This is a genomic window from Streptomyces eurocidicus (genome assembly GCF_002891295.1).
GTDB classification, from domain to species: domain Bacteria; phylum Actinomycetota; class Actinomycetes; order Streptomycetales; family Streptomycetaceae; genus Streptomyces; species Streptomyces eurocidicus.
Window position 1 is genome coordinate 361,687 of the sequence record NZ_LGUI01000001.1, and the last position, 21,177, is coordinate 382,863.

General features: G+C 73.7%; 21 protein-coding genes. 13 read left to right on the forward strand and 8 right to left on the reverse strand.

Translation table 11 applies throughout. From position 1 onward, the window contains the following. Positions 1-42 precede the first annotated feature (42 nt). Positions 43-747 (reverse strand): NADPH-dependent F420 reductase, encoded by a 705-nt coding sequence (gene npdG, locus AF335_RS01530; protein ID WP_102916427.1) that lies wholly within the window; start codon positions 745-747, stop codon positions 43-45. A 135-nt stretch (positions 748-882) separates the two neighbouring features. Here npdG and AF335_RS01535 point away from each other — a divergent pair, with 135 nt between their 5' ends. Together AF335_RS01535 and AF335_RS01540 are read left to right on the forward strand one after the other, a co-directional pair. Further along, the gene (locus AF335_RS01535) at positions 883-1,536 is read left to right on the forward strand and encodes a hypothetical protein (RefSeq protein WP_102916428.1); all 654 of its coding nucleotides are present in this window, start codon (positions 883-885) and stop codon (positions 1,534-1,536) included. Positions 1,537-1,740: 204 nt separating this feature from the next. After that, entirely contained in the window at positions 1,741-3,039 is a 1,299-nt protein-coding gene (locus AF335_RS01540; RefSeq protein ID WP_102916983.1) for an MFS transporter, read from the forward strand. A 201-nt stretch (positions 3,040-3,240) separates the two neighbouring features. On the opposite strand, the gene AF335_RS01545 is transcribed toward AF335_RS01540, so the two are convergent. Beyond that, complete coding sequence (locus tag AF335_RS01545) at positions 3,241-3,477, reverse strand: hypothetical protein (protein ID WP_102916429.1); 237 nt, start codon at positions 3,475-3,477, stop codon at positions 3,241-3,243. Between the two features lie 104 nt (positions 3,478-3,581). Here AF335_RS01545 and map point away from each other — a divergent pair, with 104 nt between their 5' ends. Together map and AF335_RS01555 are read left to right on the forward strand one after the other, a co-directional pair. Continuing rightward, a complete protein-coding gene (gene map / locus AF335_RS01550; RefSeq protein ID WP_102916430.1) occupies positions 3,582-4,439 on the forward strand; it encodes a type I methionyl aminopeptidase in 858 nt (285 codons plus the stop codon). 175 nt (positions 4,440-4,614) lie between these two features. After that, a complete protein-coding gene (locus AF335_RS01555) occupies positions 4,615-5,283 on the forward strand; it encodes a biliverdin-producing heme oxygenase (RefSeq protein WP_102916431.1) in 669 nt (222 codons plus the stop codon). A gap of 102 nt (positions 5,284-5,385) precedes the next feature. Here AF335_RS01555 and AF335_RS01560 read toward each other — a convergent pair whose 3' ends face one another. Together AF335_RS01560 and AF335_RS01565 are read right to left on the reverse strand one after the other, a co-directional pair. Further along, the gene (locus tag AF335_RS01560; RefSeq protein WP_102916432.1) at positions 5,386-6,255 is read right to left on the reverse strand and encodes an HtaA domain-containing protein; all 870 of its coding nucleotides are present in this window, start codon (positions 6,253-6,255) and stop codon (positions 5,386-5,388) included. A gap of 129 nt (positions 6,256-6,384) precedes the next feature. Continuing rightward, positions 6,385-7,779 (reverse strand): HtaA domain-containing protein, encoded by a 1,395-nt coding sequence (locus AF335_RS01565; protein WP_102916433.1) that lies wholly within the window; start codon positions 7,777-7,779, stop codon positions 6,385-6,387. Between the two features lie 154 nt (positions 7,780-7,933). Between AF335_RS01565 and AF335_RS01570 the strand changes: the two genes are divergently transcribed. The 7 genes from AF335_RS01570 to AF335_RS01600 all read left to right on the forward strand — a co-directional run bounded on the left by AF335_RS01570 (position 7,934) and on the right by AF335_RS01600 (position 15,445). After that, positions 7,934-8,965, forward strand: coding sequence for a heme/hemin ABC transporter substrate-binding protein (locus tag AF335_RS01570; protein WP_102916434.1), 1,032 nt, complete (start codon positions 7,934-7,936; stop codon positions 8,963-8,965). Then, positions 8,962-10,065 carry a FecCD family ABC transporter permease gene (locus tag AF335_RS01575; RefSeq protein ID WP_102916435.1) on the forward strand — a complete coding sequence of 368 codons (1,104 nt, stop codon included), beginning with the start codon at positions 8,962-8,964 and terminating at the stop codon, positions 10,063-10,065. The genes AF335_RS01570 and AF335_RS01575 overlap by 4 nt, the downstream gene beginning before the upstream one ends. Then, the gene (locus AF335_RS01580; protein WP_102916436.1) at positions 10,065-10,913 is read left to right on the forward strand and encodes a heme ABC transporter ATP-binding protein; all 849 of its coding nucleotides are present in this window, start codon (positions 10,065-10,067) and stop codon (positions 10,911-10,913) included. Before AF335_RS01575 ends, AF335_RS01580 begins: the two co-directional genes overlap by 1 nt. Positions 10,914-11,062: 149 nt before the next feature. Next, positions 11,063-12,193 carry an iron uptake system protein EfeO gene (efeO, locus tag AF335_RS01585; protein WP_102916437.1) on the forward strand — a complete coding sequence of 377 codons (1,131 nt, stop codon included), beginning with the start codon at positions 11,063-11,065 and terminating at the stop codon, positions 12,191-12,193. Between the two features lie 55 nt (positions 12,194-12,248). Then, entirely contained in the window at positions 12,249-13,532 is a 1,284-nt protein-coding gene (efeB, locus tag AF335_RS01590) for an iron uptake transporter deferrochelatase/peroxidase subunit (RefSeq protein ID WP_102916438.1), read from the forward strand. A 31-nt stretch (positions 13,533-13,563) separates the two neighbouring features. Then, positions 13,564-14,520, forward strand: coding sequence for an iron uptake transporter permease EfeU (gene efeU, locus AF335_RS01595; RefSeq protein WP_102916439.1), 957 nt, complete (start codon positions 13,564-13,566; stop codon positions 14,518-14,520). After that, the gene (locus AF335_RS01600) at positions 14,456-15,445 is read left to right on the forward strand and encodes an SCO2278 family lipoprotein (protein ID WP_483409769.1); all 990 of its coding nucleotides are present in this window, start codon (positions 14,456-14,458) and stop codon (positions 15,443-15,445) included. Before efeU ends, AF335_RS01600 begins: the two co-directional genes overlap by 65 nt. 281 nt (positions 15,446-15,726) lie before the next feature. Here the strand turns inward: AF335_RS01600 and AF335_RS01605 are convergent, their stop codons facing one another. Both AF335_RS01605 and AF335_RS01610 read right to left on the reverse strand, forming a co-directional pair. Continuing rightward, complete coding sequence (locus AF335_RS01605; protein ID WP_087928351.1) at positions 15,727-16,461, reverse strand: bifunctional DNA primase/polymerase; 735 nt, start codon at positions 16,459-16,461, stop codon at positions 15,727-15,729. A 144-nt stretch (positions 16,462-16,605) separates the two neighbouring features. Next, the gene (locus AF335_RS01610; RefSeq protein ID WP_102916441.1) at positions 16,606-17,214 is read right to left on the reverse strand and encodes a TetR/AcrR family transcriptional regulator; all 609 of its coding nucleotides are present in this window, start codon (positions 17,212-17,214) and stop codon (positions 16,606-16,608) included. 116 nt (positions 17,215-17,330) lie between these two features. On the opposite strand from AF335_RS01610, the gene AF335_RS01615 reads away from it, so the two are divergent. Both AF335_RS01615 and ddaH read left to right on the forward strand, forming a co-directional pair. Beyond that, positions 17,331-17,513 (forward strand): DUF6243 family protein, encoded by a 183-nt coding sequence (locus AF335_RS01615; RefSeq protein ID WP_102916442.1) that lies wholly within the window; start codon positions 17,331-17,333, stop codon positions 17,511-17,513. A 114-nt stretch (positions 17,514-17,627) separates the two neighbouring features. Continuing rightward, positions 17,628-18,482 carry a dimethylargininase gene (gene ddaH / locus AF335_RS01620; RefSeq protein WP_376697843.1) on the forward strand — a complete coding sequence of 285 codons (855 nt, stop codon included), beginning with the start codon at positions 17,628-17,630 and terminating at the stop codon, positions 18,480-18,482. A 102-nt stretch (positions 18,483-18,584) separates the two neighbouring features. Here ddaH and AF335_RS01625 read toward each other — a convergent pair whose 3' ends face one another. Both AF335_RS01625 and AF335_RS01630 read right to left on the reverse strand, forming a co-directional pair. Then, positions 18,585-19,592: a small ribosomal subunit Rsm22 family protein gene (locus AF335_RS01625; protein WP_102916444.1), complete on the reverse strand. Its 1,008-nt coding sequence runs from the start codon at positions 19,590-19,592 to the stop codon at positions 18,585-18,587. Positions 19,593-19,755: 163 nt separating this feature from the next. Then, positions 19,756-21,078: a multidrug effflux MFS transporter gene (locus tag AF335_RS01630; RefSeq protein ID WP_425329104.1), complete on the reverse strand. Its 1,323-nt coding sequence runs from the start codon at positions 21,076-21,078 to the stop codon at positions 19,756-19,758. Between the last annotated feature and the right edge of the window lie 99 nt (positions 21,079-21,177).

Sequence of the window (21,177 nt, forward strand, 5' to 3'; positions counted from 1 at the left end):
CCTCTCGAAGCCCTTTGGGGCCCGCCCCGGCCGGGCCGTCCGTCAGATGTCGGTGACGCGCAGCCCCGCGTGGGCCTTGTACCTGCGGTTGACCGAGATCAGGTTCGCGACCAGCGACTCCACCTGGTGGGCGTTGCGCAGCCGGCCCGCGAAGACGCCGCGCATGCCGGGGATGCGGCCGGCCAGGGCCTGCACGAGGTCCGTGTCGGCGCGGGACTCCCCCAGGACCATCACATCGGTGTCGATCTCGGCGATCTCCGGGTCGGAGAGCAGCACGGCGGACAGGTGGTGGAAGGCCGCGGTGACCCGCGAGTCCGGCAGCAGGGCGGCGGCCTGCTCGGCGGCGCTGCCCTCCGCCGGCTTCAGGGCGTAGGCGCCCTTCTTGTCGAAGCCGAGCGGGTTGACGCAGTCGATGACGAGCTTGCCCGCGAGCTCCTCGCGCAGGCTCTCCAGGGTCTTGGCGTGGCCGTCCCACGGCACGGCGACGATCACGATGTCGCTGCGCCGGGCGCACTCGGCGTTGTCGGCGCCCTCGACGCCGAGGCCCAGCTCCTCGGCCGCGGTCCGCGCCCGGTCGGCGGCCCGGGAGCCGATGATGACCTGCTGGCCCGCCTTGGCCAGCCGGTAGGCCAGGCCGCGGCCCTGGTCGCCGGTGCCACCGAGCACGCCCACCACGAGTCCGGACACATCCGGAAGATCCCAAGGGTCCTTCGCCGGGGCCTTCTTCACGTCGTCAGAAGTAGTCATGACAGCGATACTGTCACGCCCCGTCGACCGGTACCGAGGGGCTCGTCCCCACGCTGCGCCGCGCACGGGCCCGTACGGGTGAGGGGCCGCGGAATCCGTCCGGCCGGTGCGGCGCCCGGGGCAGGATGGCGGTCCATGGACGCCGTACGTGTCGCGCTGCTGCGCGAAGTGCTCGCCGGGACCGAGTGGTTACGGTCCACCCGCCGTTTCGCGGGGACGATGCGGAGCTCCGTCGCGCGCCACCACGGCGGACTGCTGCTGGTCGGCACCGAGGAGTACGAACCCTGGCACCTGGCCGCCCACCTGGACGACGAGGCGGCCTGGTCGGGTCTGCCCGAGCTCTCCCCCACCCTCGTGCGCCACCGGGTCCCGGCGGGCGTGCCCGCGCACCTCTCGGTCGGGCTGGGCAGGCTGGAGGCGGTGCGGCGCGGTGAGACGCTGCTGGTGGTGGCGGCCGGGCGGCCCGGGGAGGGGCTGCTGGAGCGGGTCCACGACGCCCGGCGCGGCGGGGCCACCGTCCTCGCCCTGGACGGCGCCTCCGACGAGCGCGCGGGCGCCGAGCTGCGCGCGCTGGCCCATGACGCGCTGGCCGCGCCGGCGGCCGCCGCGATCTGCGGCCCGTCCCACGGTTCGACGGCGACGGAGCTCGACCTCGACACCGTGCAGCACCTGGTCAGCGCGGCCGCCGGGGAGAACGGCCTGCCCTCGCCGCGGGGCCGGCGGCGCTTCCGGGACCGGCTGGCCCGGCTGGCGGACCAGCTGACGGCGCCTCCGCCGCCGCGCTGGTAGGGCGGGACCCCGCGCCGGAAAGCCCTGGGGAAGCCTGGGGAAGCCCTCGGGCACACCGGAAAGCCCTCGGGAAGCCCTGGGCGAGCCCAAGTCCTGGGGAAAATCGTTTGCTCACGATCTTGCCTATGCGGAGCATGGTCCTCCGTGACTGAGCACGATCCCCCCGGCCCCGCCCCCGCCTCCGAGGCCCCCGAAACCCCCGAGATCCCCCGGCCCACCGGGCGCCTCCGCGCCCTGCTGCCCGACCTCTCCCCGTGGCACTCCTCACGGGACTTCCGCCGGATGTGGCTGGCGGGGCTCGTGACCGTGTTCGGCACCTTCCTCACCTTCGTCGCCGTACCGCTCCAGCTCAAGGAACTGACCGGTTCGGCGCTCGCGGTCGGCGCGATCGGCGCGGTCGAGCTCGTCCCCCTGATCGTCTTCGGGCTGTACGGCGGCGCGCTCGCCGACGCCGTCGACCGCCGCAAGCTGATCCTGTGGACCGAGGTGGGCCTCGGCGTCCTGTCCGCGCTCCTGCTGCTCAACACGCTGCTGCCGGAGCCGCTGGTCTGGCCGCTGTACGTGGTGGCCGCGCTGACCAGCGCCCTGGCCGGGCTCCAGCGCCCGGCGATGCAGGCGATCGTGCCCCGGGTGGTCGCGCACGATCAGCTGCCCGCGGCCATCGCCCTGAACTCGGTGCGCTGGCAGGTCGGCGCGGTCGCCGGCCCTTCGCTGGCGGGCCTGCTCATCGCCTTCGCGGGCCTGGAGTGGGCGTACGCCCTGGACGTCGCCTCGTATGTGCTCTCGGGCGCGCTGCTGCTGGGGCTCGCGCCCTCCCCCGCGCCGCGTGAGGCGGAGAAGCCGTCGCTGCGCGGCATCCTGGAGGGCGGCCGGTACGCGTGGAGCCGCAAGGAGCTGCTCGGCACGTACGCGATCGACATGGTGGCGATGCTGTTCGCGTTCCCCACCGCGATCTTCCCGTTCCTCGCGGACGACCTGGACGCGCCCTGGGCGCTGGGCCTGATGTACGCGGCGGGCGCGGTCGGCTCCCTGGTGGTGAGCCTGACCAGCGGCTGGGCCTCCCGGGTGCACCGGCACGGCCGGATGGTCGTGTGCGCGGCGGCCGGCTGGGGCGCGGCCATGGCGGTGGCGGGGTGGATGCACAACGTCTGGCTGGTGCTGCTGTTCCTGGCCGTGGCGGGCGGCTGCGACATGGTCAGCGGACTCTTCCGGTCCGCCATCTGGGACCAGACGATCCCGGACGAGCTGCGCGGGCGGCTCGCGGGCATCGAGATGCTCTCGTACTCGGTGGGCCCGCAGCTCGGCCAGGTCCGCGCGGGCGGCATGGCCTCGCTGACGAACGTCCGCGCGTCGGTGTGGGCGGGCGGCGTGGCCTGCCTGGCCTCGGTGGGGCTGCTGGCCGCGGCGCTGCCGAAGCTGATGTCGTACGACGCGCGCACGGACGAGCACGCGGTCCGTATGCGGGGCCGCAAGGCGGCGGAGGCGGTGGCGGAGGCGGCGTGACCGCGGGCGCCGGGGGCCCCAGGCCGGACGGCCCGTCCGGACACGGGGAACCCGGGGCGGCCAACCCGTCCGGACCCGGGGAACCCGGGGCGGCCAACCCGTCCGAACACGGAAAACCCAGGGGCGGCCGACCCGTCCGGACCCGGGGCGGAGCCGCGCGGGACGGGCAGCGGGCGGTGGAGGGCACCGCCCGCACGGGCCCTACCCCTCGCGCCCCCGCTCGCCCTCGCCGTCGCCGTCGTTCCAGCGCGGATCCTCGCGCCATTCCGTCTCCCGCTCGCGGGCCGTCTCCATCGCGTGGGCGGCCTCCTCGCGGGTGTCGTACGGGCCGAGGCGGTCCGCGGCGCGGCACTCGGGACCCTCCTCGACCGTGCCGTGCTTGAGGCAGTAGTACCACTCGCCCGGCTTGCCGGTCCCCCGCCGTTTGAACAGCGCCATGCTGGTCTCCTCGCGTCCTGCGCACCCGCCCGCGCGGGTGGCCGCCGTCGGCCCACTTCTTCTGCCCACATGGTCCCCGATACGCCCTGGCTACACTCGCTGACATGTCTGGCCAGTCGCTTCTCAGCCCGGGGACCCTCTCCCCCACCCGCCCCGTCCCCGCCTCGATCACTCGTCCCGAGTACGTGGGCAAGGACGCTCCCACCCCTTACACCGGTCCCGAGATCCAGGACACCGAGACGATCGAGCGGATGCGGATCGCGGGCGGCATCGCCGCGCGGGCGATGGAGGAGGCGGCGAAGCTCATCGCGCCGGGCGTGACGACGGACGAGCTCGACCGCGTCGCGCACGCGTACATGTGCGACCACGGCGCCTACCCCTCGACGCTGGGCTACCGCGGCTTCCCCAAGTCGCTGTGCGCGTCCGTGAACGAGGTGATCTGCCACGGCATCCCGGACTCGACCGTGCTGCGCGACGGCGACATCGTGAACCTCGACGTGACGGCGTACATCGGCGGGGTGCACGGCGACAACAACGCCACCTACCTGTGCGGCGACGTGGACGAGGAGTCCCGGCTGCTGGTGGAGCGCACGCGCGAGGCGCTGAACCGGGCGATCAAGGCGGTCAAGCCGGGCCGCCGGATCAATGTCATCGGCCGTGTCATCGAGTCCTACGCCAAGCGCTTCGGCTACGGGGTCGTCCGTGACTTCACCGGCCACGGCATCAACTCGTCCTTCCACTCCGGCCTGATCGTCCCGCACTACGACAGCCCGCACCACGACACCCTGATCCAGCCCGGCATGACGTTCACGATCGAGCCGATGCTGACGCTGGGGACGCACGAGTACGACATGTGGGAGGACGGCTGGACGGTCGTCACCAAGGACCGGAAGCGGACGGCCCAGTTCGAACACACGCTGGTGGTGACGGACAGCGGGGCGGAGATCCTCACGCTTCCGTGATCCTGCCGTAAGCCCTGCCGGGTGGCGTCCGGGGCGGTAAGGTTTTTACCGACAGCACGTCGGGAACCAATTGACTTAGGTAAGCCTAACTAGAGAGAATCGCGGTGGCGGCGCGGCGACGACACGTTCGCGTCCCTCCCCGTACCCTCCCGCCCTCGGTCTCCGGAGGTCCGTCTTGGACGCGCCCGCTACCACGCCGTTCTCCATCCTGATCCGCACCGCCTCGCACGAGCAGCACACCCAGGCGGAGAACTCGTCGTTCATGAGCGACATGCTCGGTGGCCGGCTCGGCGTCGACGCCTACCGCCGGTACACCGAGCAGCTGTGGTTCGTCTACCGCGCCCTGGAGGGCGGCCCCTCCGCCGCGGCCCTCGCGGCGGACCCCGTGGCGGGGCCCTTCATACGGCCCGAGCTGGCCCGCACCGCCGAGCTGGAGCGCGACCTGGCCCACCTGGGCGGCCCCGGCTGGCAGGCCGGTGTGCGCCCGCTGCCCGCCACGGAGGCGTACGCGGCCCGCGTCGGCGAGTGCGCCCGCGACTGGCCCGCCGGCTATGTCGCCCACCACTACACGCGCTATCTGGGCGACCTCTCCGGCGGCCAGATCATCCGCGGCACCGCCGAGAAGACCTGGGGCTTCGCCCGCAAGGGCGACGGCGTCCGCTTCTACGTCTTCGAGGCGATCGGCAACCCGGCCGCGTTCAAGCGGGAGTACCGCGAGCTGCTCGACGCGCTGCCGGTGGACGACCTGGAGAAGCAGCGGGTGATCGACGAGTGCAAGCGCGCGTTCGCGCTGAACACGGCGGTCTTCCGGGAACTGGGCCGGGAGTTCCCGCTGAGCGCGTAGGGGGCTCAGCGGGCCGATGACGCTGCCGGACGGGCTGATTTCAGCCCGTCCGGCGTTTGAGGACATTCGGGAAGGGGCGGGTAGGGGAAAAGCCCCCCGCCCTCACCCCCGCACAGCCCGCCACCGCCGCGCCGCATACACCGCCCCACCCCCCACGAGCACCAGCCCACCCGCGGCCCCGAGCAGCGCCCCGTCGGCCCCGGTTTCGGCGAGCGCCGGAGCCTCGGCGTCATCGGTCACCCCGCCACTCCCACCCGTGGCGCCGCCACCGGCCGACGGCTCACCGCCCGCCGTCACCGACAGCGTCACCGGGTCGAGCGCGTCCCCCTCCTTGTAGTTCCGGAACACCTTCGCGCCGGCCGCCGTCAGCTTCGCCGGGATCTTCGCGTAGGTGACGGCGCCGCCCGCGCCGCCGCCGGGCTTGACCGCCGACAGGTCGAGGGCGGCGAGGGCCACGTCGTCCTGGGTCTTCCCGCCGGCCGTGACGTCGGCGGTGACGCGGCCCGTCTTCCCACCGGACCCGGCGTCCGTCGTGACCTTGAAGTCCGCGAGCTTGAGGTCGAGCCCCCAGCCCTTGCCGGCCTTCTCGTGGCCGAGGAAGCGGACACCGCCCTTGAAGGTGGTGGTGACCGCGTGCGTCGCGCTGTCGTACGAGCCCTTGGCGCCGGAGAAGGTGAACGGGCCGTTCTCGGACGCCTGCTCGGCGCCGTCCGTGACCTCGATCTTCCCCCGGGCGATCGGGCCGGTCACATACTTCCGGAACCGGTCCTCCACGCCCCAGTCGAGCGTGCCGTCGGTGATGTCGAACTTCGGGGCGGCCTTCGGGGCCGCCTCGGTCCGCGCGGCCGCGTCCGCCGCGTGGGCCGGCACCGCGAAGGCGGTGGCGCCGAGGGCCGTGGCGGCGGCGAGGGCGGCGAGGGCGCCTCTCCGGGCGGTGCGGGCGCGGCGCGGGGTGCGTGAGGTGACGGTCATGTCGGGGGTGTCTCCTTGGTCGTGGGAAACGGGGGGTGGGGATCCGGGGGGATCAGGGGGAAAGAGAGGTCCGCGCCGGCCGCTGCGCGGTGAGGAGGGGGGCCGCGGCCGGCGCGGAGTTCGGGGCGGTCAGCCGTCGGTGCCGGGCGCGGTGGCACCCGCCCGCGCCTTACGGCGCTTGCGGACCACGGCGTACGCGGTGGCGGCGAGGGCCACGGCGGCGGCACCGGCGAGGGTGACCGGGAGGGCGGGGAAGGAGGAAGAGGACGGCGACGCCCCGGTGCGCGCCGGGGCGGCGGACGACGGCGAGGGCTTCGGGCCGCTGCCGAGGTCCGGCAGGGCCGGCGGCTTCGCCCGGGGGTCGAGCGGGACGGCGAGGGAGACGGGGTCCATCTCCGCGCCTTCCTGGTACATCCGGCCGAACGCCCCGGCCCCTTGCGCGGTCAGCCGGGCGGGGGCCTCGGTGACGGTGGCGAGGCCGTCCTTCTCCTTCAGCCCGGAGGCGTCGAAGGTGACCAGCGGAACGTTTCTCCCGCCGGGTGCGCCGACGTTGGCGACATCCGCCGACAGCGTGCCCCTGCCGTCCTTCACCTCCGTCCGCACGCCCGTGAGCGTGAGGTCGAGGTGCTTTCCGGTGAAGCGCAGCGTGCCGTCGAAGGCGGCGGCGAGGGCCTTGGCGTCCGCGTCGTACGTGCCCTTGCCGCGCGGGAAGCGGAAGAGCGCGCCACCGTCCTGGGCGCCGTCGGTGAGCTGCCAGGAGCCCTGTGCGACCGGGCCGGTGACGTATTCGCGGAAGGTGCGGCGGACGCCCCAGTCGACGGCGGCCCCGGTGAACTCGCCCGTGCGCCCGGGCTCGCCGGAAGGGGAACCGCCGGGCGCGGACGAGGGCTTCGCGGCGGCGGCCACGACGTCGGCCGAGAGCCGGACGGGGTCGAGCGCGGTGCCGGCGGCGTAGAAGCCGGCGAACGCCTTCGCGCCCTGCTCGGTGAGGGTGGCGGGGAGGTCGGCGAGGGTGACGGAGCCGCCGCCGTGGAGGTCGGCTCCGGAGAGGTCGAGCGAGGCGAAGGGCACGTGTGCGGCGTCGGTGACCTCGCCGCTGTCCCCGGCCCTGCCGGTCACGTCGGCGTAGAGGGTGCCCTTGCCGCCGGAGACCCGGACCTCGGGGTTGCCGAGGGTGAGGTCCAGTTCGTGGGTGCCGTCGGGCTTGCGGTGCCCGGTGAAGTGCACGGAGCCCGAGAAGGCGGCGTCGAAGGAGCCGCCGCCGGGGTCGTACGAGCCCTTGGCGGAGTGGAAGCGGAACCTGCTGTCGCCGACCGTGGCGGCGCCGGCCCGGAGTTCCCAGGCGCCCTTGGCGACCGGGCCGGTGACATAGCTCTGGAAGGAGGACTTGATGCCCCAGTCCAGCCGCCCGCCGGAGATCTCGGCGGGCTCCGCCGCCCGGGCCCCGGCGGGCGGCACCAGGGCCGTCAGCAGCGTCGCCAGCAGGGCCACGGCGGGGACGCGGGCGGATCTGGACGACGGCATCGGGGCCCCTTCCGGGCAGCGCGGCGGACATCGCGAGGCACCCGTCGGGCACATGGCGATTTAGGTAAGGCTAACCTAAGCTACATCCCATCAGGTCGGAAACCCCCGGCCGGAGCGAAAGGCAGGAACCGTGCTTCAACGGCAGTACGCGGGTATGCCGAGACCTACCCACCGGCGCACCCGAACACACGCCGCCCTGCTGCTGCTTCCGGCCGTTCTGCTCGGCCTCCTGACCCTCACCGGCTGCGGTTCCGCGGGCGGCGGGAGCACGGCCGGGGGCGGGGAGCGGAAGACGGCGGCGGCCGACCGCGTCGAGCCGCTCGCGGGCCCCTTGGAGCAGCGGCTCCCCGCCACGGTGCGCTCGGCCGACGGGCACGAGGTCACCGTGCGGAGCACCGACCGGATCGTGCCGCTCACCGGCTCGCTCTCCGAGCTCGTCTTCACCCTGGGCCTCGGCGACCACGTCGTCGCCCGGGATGTCACCGCCACCTTCGAACAGGCGGCGAAGCTGCCCGTGGTGACCCGCGCGCACGATGTCTCGGCGGAGAACGTGCTCTCCCTCCGGCCCACGCTCGTCCTCGCGGAGTCCACCACCGGGCCGGCCGAGGCCGTCGACCAGATCCGGGCCGCGGGCGTCCCCCTCGTCGTCCTCGACCCGGCGAAGCGGCTGGAGGACGTCGGCACCCGCATCGACCGGGTCGCGGCCGCCCTCGGCGCCCGCACCGCCGGCGACCGGCTGCGCGAGCGCACCCGGGGCCGGATCGACGCCGCCCGCAAGGGCGTTCCCGGCGGTACGCGGCCCAAGGTCGCCTTCCTCTACCTGCGCGGCTCGGCGTCCGTCTACCTCCTCGGCGGCACGGGCTCCGGCGCGGACTCGCTGATCGAAGCGGCCGGCGGCGTGGACGCGGGCGCGGCCTCGGGGCTGAAGCGGGACTTCACCCCGCTCACCAGCGAGGCGCTCGCCAAGGCCGCACCCGACGTCATCCTTGTGATGAGCAAGGGCCTCGACTCGGTCGGCGGCGTGGACGGCCTGCTGAAGATCCCCGGCGTCGGCCAGACCCCGGCGGGCCTGGACCGCCGGATCGCCTCCGTCGACGACGGCGTCCTGCTGAACTTCGGGCCCCGCACGGACACCGTGCTCGCCTCGCTCGTCGAGCAGATCCACGCGAAGGGGAAGCGCGGATGAGCCTCCTCAAGCACCCGGGCACGGCCACCGCGCCCCCCGGCGCCGCCACCGCCGAGGGCGGCGCGCACCCCCGCCGGCGCCGCACCGCCCTTCTCACCGCCGGCCTCACCGCCGCCCTGCTGTGCACGGCCCTGCTGTCCGCCGGCGTCGGCGCGTACGACATCCCGCTCGGCGACGTCCTCGGCTCGGTCCTGCACCACCTGGGGCTCGGCGGCGCGGAGCTGGACCGGGTCGGCGAGAGCGTGCTGTGGGACGTACGGCTGCCCCGGGTGGCGCTGGCCCTGCTGGTCGGGGCGTCGCTGGGGTGCGCGGGCGCCCTGATGCAGGGCGTGTTCGGCAATCCGCTGGCCGAGCCGGGCGTCATCGGCATCTCGATGGGCTCGGCGGTCGGCGCGGTCGCCTCGATCGCGCTGGGCATGAGCTTCCTCGGCAACTGGACGATCACCGTCTGCGCGTTCGTCGCCGGCCTGGTGACGGTCCTGCTGGTGTACGCGCTGTCGCGGTCGGGCGGCCGGGCCGAGGTGGTCACGCTCATCCTCACCGGCATCGCGATGAACGCCTTCGCCGGCGCGCTCGTCGGCCTGGGCGTCTTCCTCGCCGACAACGCCCAGGTCACCCAGATCACCTTCTGGCAGCTCGGTTCGCTCGCCCAGGCGACCTGGCCGAAAGTGCTCGCCGTCCTGCCGTGCGCGCTCCTGGGCCTGGCCGCCGCCCCGCTGTACGGGCGGAAGCTCGACCTCCTCGCGCTGGGCGAGCGCCCCGCGCGACACCTGGGCGTGGACGTCGAACGGCTGCGCCTGACACTGGTGCTGGTCGTCGCGCTGCTCACGGCCGCGGCGGTGGCGGTGTCCGGCGTCATCACCTTCGTCGGGCTGCTGGTGCCGCACGTCCTGCGCATGGCGGCGGGCCCCGGGCACCGCTTCCTCGTCCCGGGCAGCGCGCTGGGCGGCGCCCTGGTGCTGGTCGCGGCCGACCTCGCGGCCCGTACGGCCGCCCAGCCGGCGGAGCTGCCGCTGGGCGTGCTGACGGCGCTCCTGGGCAGCCCGTTCTTCTTCGTCCTGCTGCGCAGGACCCGGCGCAGGCAAGGAGGCTGGGCCTGATGTCCCCGCGTTTCCGGACGCCCTTCGAGGCGCTCTTCCCCGCCCGCGCCCGGCGGTTGCCCGCCCCGCCCGTCCTCGGGGCCGTCGCGGCCGAGGCCCGCGCGCTGCGGGTGCGGCTGGCCGGCCGCACCGTGCTGTCCGAGGTCGACCTGGCCGTGGCGGCGGGCGAGGTGCTGGCGCTCGTCGGCCCCAACGGCTCCGGGAAGTCGACGCTGCTGGCCGCCCTCGCGGGCGATCTGCCCGCCGAGTCGGGCGAGGTGCGGGTCGACGGCCGGCCGGCCGGTGCCTGGACGGCGGCCGAACTCGCGCTGCGGCGCGCGGTGCTGCCGCAGTCGGCGGAGCTGTCGTTCCCGTTCGCCGTCGAGGAGGTCGTCCGGATGGGGCGGGCGCCGTGGGCGGGTACCGCCGTGGCGGAGGACGACGACCGGGCCGTACGGGCCGCGATGGCCGCCGCCGAGGTGGCCGGTTTCGCGGGCCGGTCCTTCGCCGCGCTGTCCGGCGGCGAGCGGGCGCGGGTGGCCCTGGCCCGGGTGCTGGCGCAGCGCGCCGCCCTGCTGCTGCTCGACGAGCCGACCGCGGCGCTGGACCTGCGCCACCAGGAGCTGGTGCTGCGGGTCTGCCGCGAACGGGCGGCGGCCGGCGACGCGGTGGTCGTCGTCCTGCACGACCTGGGGCTGGCCGGCGCCTACGCGGACCGGGTCGCCGTGCTCCACGAGGGCCGGATCGCGGCGGAGGGCCCGCCCGGCCGGGTCTTCGATCCGGAACTGCTGAGTCGTGTCTATTCACAGCCCGTCGAGGTAATCGATCATCCGCGAACCGGTGAACCTCTGGTGATACCGAGACGGTAGGGACAAAATTTTGCCTTGTGAGAGCAGAATCACTCAGCATTCCGGGAACGAGGTAGGCAAGCCTCAGATAAGTTAGGGCGGCCTTATTCGGCTAGGTCATTTTCGGCCAAGATCATTTCTGCCCTCTCCGAGCATGCCTGGAGCCCCTCATGCGCGTCCTCCGCTCCTCCGCCGTCGCCGTCGCCGCGGCGGCCACGGCCCTGACAGCCGTGTCCGGTTGCGCCGAGAAGTCCGACACCAAGGGCTCGGACACGGTCCGGGTCAAGGCGACGGACGACAAGTGCGAGGTCTCCACGGACTCCTTCCCGGCCGGTCACGTCAAGATCGCCGTGGAGAACAAGGGCTCCAAGGTCACCGAGGTCTACGTCTACGCCCCCGGCGACCGGATCGTCACCGAGCGGGAGAACATAGGCCCCGGCACCAAGGCGGAGATCACCGCGACGATCAAGGCCGGTTCGTACGAGATCGCCTGCAAGCCCGGAATGAAGGGCGACGGAATTCGCCAGAAGATCACCGTCAAGGGTGAGGGCGCGGCGGCGAAGAACAACCCGGAGCTCGACAAGGCGGTCGCCGAATACCGCAAGTACGTCCAGGCGCAGGCCGACGGGACGATTCCCGTGGCCGAGAAGTTCGCCGAGGCCGTCAAGAAGGGCGACCTGGACGAGGCGAAGAAGCTCTACGCCCCCTCCCGCCTCGGCTGGGAGCGCACCGAGCCGGTCGCGGAGTCCTTCGGCGACATCGACCCGAAGGTCGACGTCCGCGAGGACGGCCTGGAGAAGGACCAGAAGTGGACCGGCTGGCACAAGCTGGAGAAGTCGCTCTGGGACGAGAAGAAGATCGACGAGGACGACAAGAAGCTGGCCGACCAGCTGATGACGGACCTCAAGGACTGGCAGAAGCGCGTCGGCACCGCCGAGATCACCCCGACCAGCATGGCCAACGGCGCCAAGGAGCTGCTCGACGAGGTGGCCACCGGCAAGGTCACCGGTGAGGAGGAGCGCTACAGCCACACCGACCTCGTCGACTTCCAGGGCAACGTCGAGGGCGCTCAGAAGTCCTACGAGCTGCTGAAGCCGGTCGCCTCGAAGAACGACGCGGCGCTCACCAAGGAGCTGGACAAGCAGTTCGCCGAGCTGGGCAAGCTGCTCGGCGAGTACCGCGACGGCGACGGCTTCAAGGCGTACGACTCCGTCGGCAAGGACGACCGGAAGAAGCTCTCGGACGCGGTCAACGCCCTGGCGGAGCCGCTGTCCAAGCTCGCCGGCGCCGTGGCGAAGTAGGCGGCCTCCGATGACCGACAAGACCACTGACATAACCGCCGACACGACCTCTGACATGACCGCCGACGCGGCTGCCGGCGAGACCGCGGGGAAGCCCGCGCCCGCGGGCCCCTCGCGCCGTTCGCTGATCGGCTGGGGCGGCGCCGGGCTCGCGCTCGGCGCGGCCGCCGCCGGTGGCACCGCCGCCGCGCTGCGCACCGGAGGCGACGCCTCGCCGGCCGCGCTGACCGGTGACGCGGTGCCGTTCCACGGCGCCCACCAGGCCGGCATCGCCACGGCCGTCCAGGACCGGCTGCACTTCGCGGCCTTCGACGTGACCACCACCGACCGTGACGCGCTGATCAAGGTGCTCCGGGAGTGGACGGCCGCGGCCGCCCGGATGACCGCGGGCCACGAGGTCGGCGAGGGCGCGACCGGCGGCCTGGACGAACTCCCGCCGGACGACACCGGCGAGGCGCTCGGCCTCAAGCCGTCCCGTCTGACGCTGACCTTCGGCGTCGGCCCCGGCCTGTTCGAGAAGGACGGCAAGGACCGCTTCGGGCTCCGCGACCGGCGCCCCAAGGCCCTGGTCGACCTGCCCGCCTTCCCCGGTGACAACCTCGACGCCGCCCGCAGCGGCGGCGACCTGTGCGTCCAGGCGTGCGCGGACGACCCGCAGGTCGCGGTGCACGCGATCCGCAACCTCGCCCGGATAGGCATGGGCAAGGTCGCGATCCGCTGGTCGCAGCTGGGCTTCGGCAAGACGTCCTCGACGACCCCGGACGCGCAGACCCCGCGCAACATGATGGGCTTCAAGGACGGCACCCGGAACGTCTCGGGCACCGACACCGCCGCCCTCGACAAGCACGTGTGGGTGGGCGAGAAGGACGGCCCGGCGTGGATGACCGGCGGCTCGTACGTCGTCGCGCGCCGCATCCGGATGCACATCGAGACCTGGGACCGCACCTCGCTCAAGGAGCAGGAGGACATCTTCGGCCGGGACAAGGCCGAGGGCGCCCCCGTGGGCAAGACGCGCGAGCGCGACGAGCCCAACCTCAAGGCGCTGCTGCCGGACTCCCATGTGCGCCTCGCCCACCCCGACAGCAACAACGGGGCGACGATCCTGCGCCGCGGCTACTCCTTCACGGACGGCACGGACGGCCTCGGCCGGCTGGACGCGGGCCTGTTCTTCCTCGCCTACCAGCGGGACGTCCGGGACGCGTTCATCCCGCTGCAGTCGAAGCTTGCGCGCAACGACGCGCTCAACGAGTACATCCAGCACGTGGGCTCGGCGGTCTTCGCCGTCCCGCCGGGTGTCCGGGACAAGGACGACTGGTGGGGCAAGGCGCTGTTCGCCTGACCGACGGTCTCTCTACGGAAGGGAAAGCCGCGTGTTCGGCAACTATCTGATCGGCCTGCGCGAGGGTCTGGAGGCGAGCCTGGTCGTCTGCATCCTGGTCGCCTACCTGGTGAAGACCGGGCGCCGGGACGCGCTGGTGCCCGTCTGGCTGGGCATCGGCACGGCCGTGCTGCTCAGCATGGCCTTCGGCGCGCTGCTCCAGTTCGGCTCGCGGAGCATGACGTTCGAGGCGCAGGAGCTGCTCGGCGGCTCCCTGTCGATCGTCGCGGTCTGCCTGGTGACCTGGATGGTCTTCTGGATGCGGCGGACCGCGCGGCATCTGAAGCGGGAGCTGCACGGCAGGCTGGACGCGGCGCTGGCGATGGGCACCACCGCGCTGGTCGTCACCGCGTTCCTGGCCGTGGGCCGCGAGGGCCTGGAGACCGCGCTGTTCATCTGGACCGCCGTGGACGCCACCGACGACGGCGTACGGCCGCTGGTCGGCGCGGTGCTCGGGCTGCTCACCGCCGTGGTCCTGGGCTGGCTCTTCTACCGGGGCGCGCTGCGCATCAACCTCGCCAAGTTCTTCACCTGGACCGGCGGGATGCTGATCGTGGTGGCGGCGGGCGTGCTGGCCTACGGCTTCCACGACCTCCAGGAGGCGGAGTTCCTGCCGGGCCTGCACGACCGGGCCTTCGACATCAGCGCGCAGATCCCGGCCGACAGCTGGTACGGCACCCTGCTGAAGGGCGTCTTCAACTTCCAGCCGGACCCGACCTGGGTCCAGGTCGCTGCCTGGGCGCTGTATCTGGTACCCACCCTGCTGCTGTTCTTCTCCCCCGGTAAGGTGACGGCGAACCGAGCCGCCACCGAGGAGTCGAAGCCCCATGAGACGCCGGCCGCCACGTCGCACGCTGATCACCACGGCGGCGCTGACGGCACTGCTGACGTCGGGGTGCGTGACGGTGCACGGCGAGCGGGAGATCCTGCCGGCGGTGGACAGGGCTGAGGCCCCCGGGATCCTCAAGCGGTTCACGGACGGCTACAACGAGGCGTACCGCAAGCTCGACCCGGAGGCCGTCGACCGGGTCGAGAGCGGCCCCCTCGCCGAGATCGGCCACGCCGACATGAGGACGCAGGGCGCCCTCACCCCGGGCGGCAACCCCCGCTATCCGTCCCTGGTCCTGGACGACGCCCGCTTCACCGTCCCCAAGCAGGCCGGCTGGCCGAAGTTCTTCGTCGCCGACACCCGCAGCAACCGCGACCGCAACCGCTGGCTCGTGGTGTTCCTGAGCGACGGCCCGAAGGACCCGTGGCGGGCCGCCTATCTGTCGATCGTCAGCCCCGACCGGGTGCCGAAGTTCGCGACCGACGAGGACGGGTACGCCGAGGCGGTGCCGGTCACCGCGGGCCGGGACACCGGGCTGGCCCGGGACCCCGCGGCGGTCAGCCGCGCGTACACCGACTTCCTGCGGACCGGCGAGGGCGGCGCCTTCGCGCCGGGGCCGCGGACCAGCGGGGTGCGGGAGGAGCGGGACAAGCTCCGGCGGACCCCGACCTTCTGGACGGAGTTCATCGACGTCCCCGAGCGGGCCCCGGACTTCCCCGCGCCGGCGCTGCGCACGGAGGACGGCGGCGCGCTGGTCTTCTTCACCGCGCACCACCGTGAGCGGCGGACGATGGCCAAGGGCCTGCGGCCCGCGGTCACCGACCCCCGGACGAGGACGCTGGTGACCGGCGAGCTGAAGACGTCGGTGACCTACACCCGGGTCTCGGAGTCGGCGGTACGAGTACCGCCGGCGGCGGGCGGGAAGGCGGCGGCCGGGTCGGAGGGGAAAGCGGGCGGGAAGACGGCCGGGAAGCCCGCCGGGGATGACGGGAAGATCGTCTTCCTGAACCGCATCGAGAGCGTGACCGCCGTCAAGGGCGAATAGCGTCCGTACGGGTGAGGGCGCGCGGCGGCACCGCCCGTACGAGGGGCCCGGGCAGGACGCGGGCGTCCCCGTACGGAGGTGTCCGGCGGTCAGACCGATGGGCTGAGCCGGCTCGGCGAAGTCCGGTGCGGTTCGGCAGCGGCGCTCCGAAGGGGCGCGGGGAACCGCGCGACCAGCCACGACGCACCCGCGGATGACTCGCCGGAGTTCCAGCGGAGCGCTCAGGCGGCGGGCCCTGGTGCGGGCCGGGGTCCCTTACGAAGGTGTCCGGCGTGCGGCGGTCAGCGGCCGATGGGCCAGGCGGCCGACTCGTGGTGGTCCGGGCGCTCCCCCGCGTACTGCGCGCAGGCGTCGGTGAGGGTCTCCAGCAGCGTCAGCGGGTCGGGCAGCGGCCGCTCGGCCCCCTGGCCCTGGAGCCAGGCCACGCCCTCGCCGTCCGGCACCCGCGAGGGCGGCAGCAGCACATAGCTGCCCCGGCAGTGCCAGCGCAGGCCCGGGTGCTCGTCCATGGTCTCGGGGTGGCAGTCCAGCTCGCACGGCCACCACTCGTCCTCGTCGTCCGGGGTGCCGCGGGTGGCGGTGAAGAACAGCATGCGGTCGGGGGCGACGGTGGCCACCGGGCCCACGTCGACGCCGGCCGCCGTCAGCCGGGCCAGGGCCTGCCGGCCGGCCTCCAGCGGGACGTCGAGGACGTCGTGGGCGATTCCGGTGGCGGTGACGAAATTGGCCTCGGGCTGGGCGCGCAGCCACTTGGTGACCTTCTCGGCGTCCGTGGTCGCGAGGGTCTGCCAGGCGAAGGAGACCGGATGGCGGCCCGGGGTCGGACAGCCGATGCGCTCACAGGAACAGCCGTACCCGGACGGGTGGGCGGCCGGGGCCAGCGGGAAGCCCGCCGCCGCCGCGGCCAGGAGCAGTTCTTCGCGGGCGGCCTCCGATGCCGCGTCCGCGCCCGTATCGCCGCCCGCTCCGCTCCTGGGACGGCGCAGCCACTGGGAGAACCTGCTCTTGCGTTCCATCTATCCCCTCACTTCGACCGCGGTCTCCGGTCAATGCTGCCACCATCCTGCGCCTGGTGTGACCGTCGGACGTATCCGGAGGGTGTGAGACGGACCGCTCGCGCGCGTCCCGGAGGGGGGTCCGGCGCACCTGCCGGGCCGGCCTCAGCGGGGGGTCAGGCCGCGGAGCGCCAGCTCGGCGACGGTGTCGGCGTAGTCGTGGGTGAGCGGCAGGGTGCGGGTGTGCCAGCGGTGGAAGAGCGGGCCGACCAGCAGTTCGAGGGCGATCCGCAGATCGATGCCCTCGGCGATCTGCCCGGCCTCCTGGGCCGACCGCAGCCGGCGCACATACGCCTGGAGCTGGGGTTCCAGGATCCGCTCGACGAGCTGCCGGCCGAGCTCGGGGTCGTTCTGCGTCTCGGCGGACAGGGCCCGGGTGGGCGCGTCCAGCTTGGGGTTGTTGAGCTCGTCCACGGTGCCCCGCAGGACGGTCCTGAGGTCGGCCTCGATGTCACCGGTGTCCGGCAGCTCGACCGTGAGGGGGTCCAGGCCCTCGGGCACGACCGCCTCCAGGAGGACGGCGGCCTTGGAGGGCCACCAGCGGTAGATCGTCTGCTTGCCCACGCCGGCGCGGGCGGCGATGGCCTCGATGGTGAGCTTTGTGAAGCCGACCTCGCCGACGATCTCCAGCGCCGCGTCGAGGATCGCGCGACGGGAGCGCTCGTTGCGGCGGGTGGCGTCGGGGGCCTTGGCGGCGGGCGTCTTGTTGACCATAACGGCATCCTAGCGAGAAGAAGGCGAGACGTATCGTCTTGACAAGACGAAACGTCTCGTCCAACCTTAGGGGCAGAGCGAGACACCGCGTCTCGCCTGACGGAGAGGGGCACCCCATGACCAGGGGCAGTGCGGGAAACATGCTCGGAGTCGGCGGCACCCGGAGCAACCTCTCCCGGAGCGCGCTCCGGGGCGGCGGCCGCGGCGGGCGCGCGGGAGGCGGCACGGACGCGAACGCCCAGAAGCGTGAGCTGCTGCGGAAGTTGCGGGAAGGACGGGACGAAACGACCGGAGCGTGAGTGGGCCACGGGTAAACCACCCGTACGGTTCATGCGCCAAAGGCCGTGGAGCGAGGACGATTTGGGCACGTGCGACACCCCGCACGTGCCCAACATCACCGTGAGGAGCACTCCTTGCGTATCGCCCCACGTGCCGAAGCCGCATCGCGGCGCACGACCACCCCCCGGCGCGAAGCCCTTCCGCGGCGCTATCTGATGTGCCCGCCGGCCTATTTCAAGGTCACGTACTCGATCAACCCCTGGATGGACCCGGACAAGCCGGTCGACCTGCCGCTCGCCCTCGCCCAGTGGGAGGACCTGCGCGACCGCTACCGCGCCCTCGGCCACACCGTCGAGGAGCTGACCCCCAGGCCCGAGCTGCCCGACATGGTCTTCGCCGCCAACGGCGCCACCGTCGTCGACGGCCGGGTGCTCGGCGCCCGCTTCGCCCATCCCGAGCGCGCCGCCGAGGCCGCGGTGCACGCGGAGTGGTTCCGCGCCCACGGCTACGCCGACGTCCTGGAACCCGAGCACATCAACGAGGGCGAGGGCGACTTCGCCGTCACCACCTCCTGGCTGCTCGCCGGCCGCGGCTTCCGCAGCAGCCCGCTGTCGCACCCCGAGGCCCAGGAGTTCTTCGGCCGCCCGGTCATCGGCCTCGACCTGGTCGACCCGCGCTACTACCACCTGGACACGGCGCTGTCCGTGCTCGACGGCGACGAGGTCATGTACTACCCGGGCGCGTTCTCGGCGGGCAGCCGGGCCGTCCTCGCGCACCTCTTCCCGGACGCCCTCATCGCGACGGAGGAGGACGCGTCCGCGCTCGGGCTCAACGCGGTGAGCGACGGCCGCCATGTGCTGCTGCCGCAGGCGGCCGTGGGCCTCTTCGCCCCCTTGCGGGAGCGGGGTTACGAACCGATCGGGCTGGACCTCGGCGAGCTGCTCAAGGGCGGCGGCAGCGTGAAGTGCTGCACGCAGGAGCTGCGCTGACGGGGCCTCGGAAGCCGGGGAAGAGGGTCTGAGGAGGGACCGGCGGAGTCCGCGTCACCCGCCCGTGCGGAGCCCCCCCTCCGGGCCGCCGCCCCGGGACGCTCACTCCGCGGGCGGCCAGGTGTCGCCCCAGTCGGTGTCCCGGGCGGTCCGGTAGAGCGCGCCGTGCCGCTTGGTCACGGTCTCGCGGGTGAGCCCGTCCTCGGGGGTGCACAGCTCCAGCAGGACCTGGCCCTTGCGGATCTGGGGCTTGCGGACGACGCGGGCGGGCGCGGCCGGCACCGGCAGGTCGCGTACCGCCGCCACGTAGCTGAACTTCTCGTCCTCGTATGGAAGCGAGCCGCCCTTGACCTGACGGTGCAGCGAGGAGCGGCTCACCCGGGCCGAGAAGTGGCACCAGTCGGTGCCGGGCTCGATCGGGCAGGCCGCGCTGTGCGGACAGGGCGCGACGACCCGGAAACCGGCCCGGACCAGCCGGTCGCGGGCCTCGATGATCCGCAGATAGCCGTCCGGGGTGCCCGGCTCGATGACGACCACGGCGCGGGCCGCGCGGGCCGCCTCGTCGGTGACCGACCGGCGGGCCTCCTCGGTGAGCTCGCCCAGCACGTAGGAGACGGTGACGAGGTCGGTGCCGCCCGGCAGGGCGAGGCCGGCGCCGATGGCCCGGCGCCGCCACTCCGCGGTGCGCAGCGCCTCGGAGGCGGCGCCGCGGGCCAGCTCCGCGCCGAGGGCGAGGGCGGGCTCCGCCCAGTCCAGCACGGTGGTCCGGTGCCGTCCCTCGGGCCACGCGGCGGCGACCGCCCAGGTGGCCGCGCCCGTGCCGCCGCCGATGTCCACATGGGAGGCGGGCTCCCAGTCCGGCAGCCCGTCGCGGAACGCCTCCAGCGCGGACCGGACGGCCTCGAAGGTCGCGGGCATCCGGTAGGCGGCGTAGGCGAGGACGTCGGAGCGGTCGCGCAGCACCGGCGTGTCCGTGGGGGTGCGCCCCCGGTAGTTGGCGATCAGCCGCTCGACGGCCTGCGCGGCCTGCCGGGGCGGCAGTCCGTCGAGGAGCTCGGCGAGGACGGCGCGGGGGTTCTCGCCGGTGGGGCGGGCATGGGGGGCGTGCATTCGCACGAGTCTATGCGGCTCCGGCGCGGGCGGCGGCTGCGCGCGTCCGGAGCGGGGGCCCGAGGGAGCCCCGCGCACCGGGCGGCCGGCGTGGCGGTGGCGGCCGGCCCGGTCCCCCACCGCCGGACGGCCGCGCGCGGCGGCCGCCGGCACCGTCACCCGCTCAGTCCGCCGCCCGCTGCCACGGCCGGCAGAGGCCCACGAAGCACGCGACCGCCGCCAGGGCGCACACCAGCTGCACCACGGCCATCGGTACGGCCGTGCGCTCGCCCGCGATGCCGACCAGCGGCGACGCCACCGCGCCCAGCAGGAACGTGGACGTGCCGAGCAGCGCGGACGCGGAGCCGGCGGCGTCGCGGGAGCGCATCAGGGCCTGAGCGTTGGTGTTGGGCATCGCGAGGCCCATCGCGGACATCAGGACGAACAGCCCGGCGGCGATCGGGGCCAGCCCGGCCTTCCCGAAGACGCCCGAGGCCATCAGCAGCAGGGCGGCGGAGGCCAGGGTGATCACCGTGAGGCCCACGGCCAGGGCCTTGTCCAGGCTGACGCGGCCGATCAGCAGCTTGCCGTTGATCTGGCCGACGAGGACGAGGCCGACGGAGTTGACGCCGAAGAGCAGGCTGAAGGTCTGCGGGGAGGCGCCGTAGATGTCCTGGACGACGAAGGGCGAGGCGGAGATGTAGGCGAAGAGCGCGGCGAAGGCGAAGCCGCCGGAGAGCATGTAGCCGGTGAAGACGCGGTCGGAGAGGAGCGAGCCCATCGTGCGCAGGGCCTCGCCGAGGCCGCCCGCGTGCCGTCGCCCGGGCGGCAGGGTCTCGTCGAGACGGCGCCAGACGACGAGGGTGAGCAGCAGCCCGATGACGGTGAGGACGACGAAGACGCCGCGCCAGTCGGTGACGCGCATCACCTGGCCGCCGATGAGGGGGGCGACGACGGGGGCGACGCCGGAGACGAGCATGAGGGTGGAGAAGAAGCGGGCCATGGCGACGCCGTCGTAGAGGTCGCGGACGACGGCGCGGGCGATGACGATGCCGGCGGCGCCCGCCAGACCCTGGACGAGCCGGAAGCCGATCAGGAGCTCGGCGGTGGGGGCGAGGGCGCAGACCGCGGTGGCGACGACGTAGATCACCATGCCGGTGAGCAGCGGGCGGCGGCGCCCCCACTTGTCGCTCATGGGGCCGACGACGAGCTGGCCGAGGGCCATGCCCAGGAGGCAGGCGGTGAGGGTGAGCTGAACCGTCGCGGCCGGGCTGCGCAGGGCGTCGGTGACCTCCGGCAGGGCCGGGAGGTACATGTCCATGGACAGCGGCGGCAGGGCGGTGAGCCCGCCGAGGACGAGCGTGACGAGGAGGCTCGTGCGCCGGGCGGCGGAGGTGGCGGGCCGCGGGGCGTCGGCCGGGCGGGTGCCGGCCGGGCGAGCGGGCCGTCGCCGGGCGCGCCGGGGCCGGGCGGCCCGCCGCCGCCGTGCCGGAGCCGGCCGGCGCACCGCCGGAGGGCTCCGAGCCGGGTATTCGATGGTGTGCGGCGGATTCCTTCTGATCTTGCTGGGGCTCGGCCGTGCCGGGGCCGATGCCGGGGTCCGTCA

What these genes read in the sequence shown, in the direction of transcription:
- AF335_RS01535 (WP_102916428.1), top strand. Translation starts at nt 883, where the DNA reads ATGGACGCCGTACGTGTCGCGCTGCTGCGCGAAGTGCTCGCCGGGACC.
- AF335_RS01580 (WP_102916436.1), top strand. Translation starts at nt 10,065, where the DNA reads ATGTCCCCGCGTTTCCGGACGCCCTTCGAGGCGCTCTTCCCCGCCCGC.
- npdG (WP_102916427.1), bottom strand. Translation starts at nt 747, where the DNA reads ATGACTACTTCTGACGACGTGAAGAAGGCCCCGGCGAAGGACCCTTGG.
- AF335_RS01560 (WP_102916432.1), bottom strand. Translation starts at nt 6,255, where the DNA reads ATGACCGTCACCTCACGCACCCCGCGCCGCGCCCGCACCGCCCGGAGA.
- AF335_RS01575 (WP_102916435.1), top strand. Translation starts at nt 8,962, where the DNA reads ATGAGCCTCCTCAAGCACCCGGGCACGGCCACCGCGCCCCCCGGCGCC.
- AF335_RS01610 (WP_102916441.1), bottom strand. Translation starts at nt 17,214, where the DNA reads ATGGTCAACAAGACGCCCGCCGCCAAGGCCCCCGACGCCACCCGCCGC.
- map (WP_102916430.1), top strand. Translation starts at nt 3,582, where the DNA reads ATGTCTGGCCAGTCGCTTCTCAGCCCGGGGACCCTCTCCCCCACCCGC.
- AF335_RS01565 (WP_102916433.1), bottom strand. Translation starts at nt 7,779, where the DNA reads ATGCCGTCGTCCAGATCCGCCCGCGTCCCCGCCGTGGCCCTGCTGGCG.
- AF335_RS01615 (WP_102916442.1), top strand. Translation starts at nt 17,331, where the DNA reads ATGACCAGGGGCAGTGCGGGAAACATGCTCGGAGTCGGCGGCACCCGG.
- AF335_RS01570 (WP_102916434.1), top strand. Translation starts at nt 7,934, where the DNA reads ATGCCGAGACCTACCCACCGGCGCACCCGAACACACGCCGCCCTGCTG.
- efeO (WP_102916437.1), top strand. Translation starts at nt 11,063, where the DNA reads ATGCGCGTCCTCCGCTCCTCCGCCGTCGCCGTCGCCGCGGCGGCCACG.
- AF335_RS01545 (WP_102916429.1), bottom strand. Translation starts at nt 3,477, where the DNA reads ATGGCGCTGTTCAAACGGCGGGGGACCGGCAAGCCGGGCGAGTGGTAC.
- AF335_RS01605 (WP_087928351.1), bottom strand. Translation starts at nt 16,461, where the DNA reads ATGGAACGCAAGAGCAGGTTCTCCCAGTGGCTGCGCCGTCCCAGGAGC.
- efeB (WP_102916438.1), top strand. Translation starts at nt 12,249, where the DNA reads ATGACCGCCGACGCGGCTGCCGGCGAGACCGCGGGGAAGCCCGCGCCC.
- AF335_RS01625 (WP_102916444.1), bottom strand. Translation starts at nt 19,592, where the DNA reads ATGCACGCCCCCCATGCCCGCCCCACCGGCGAGAACCCCCGCGCCGTC.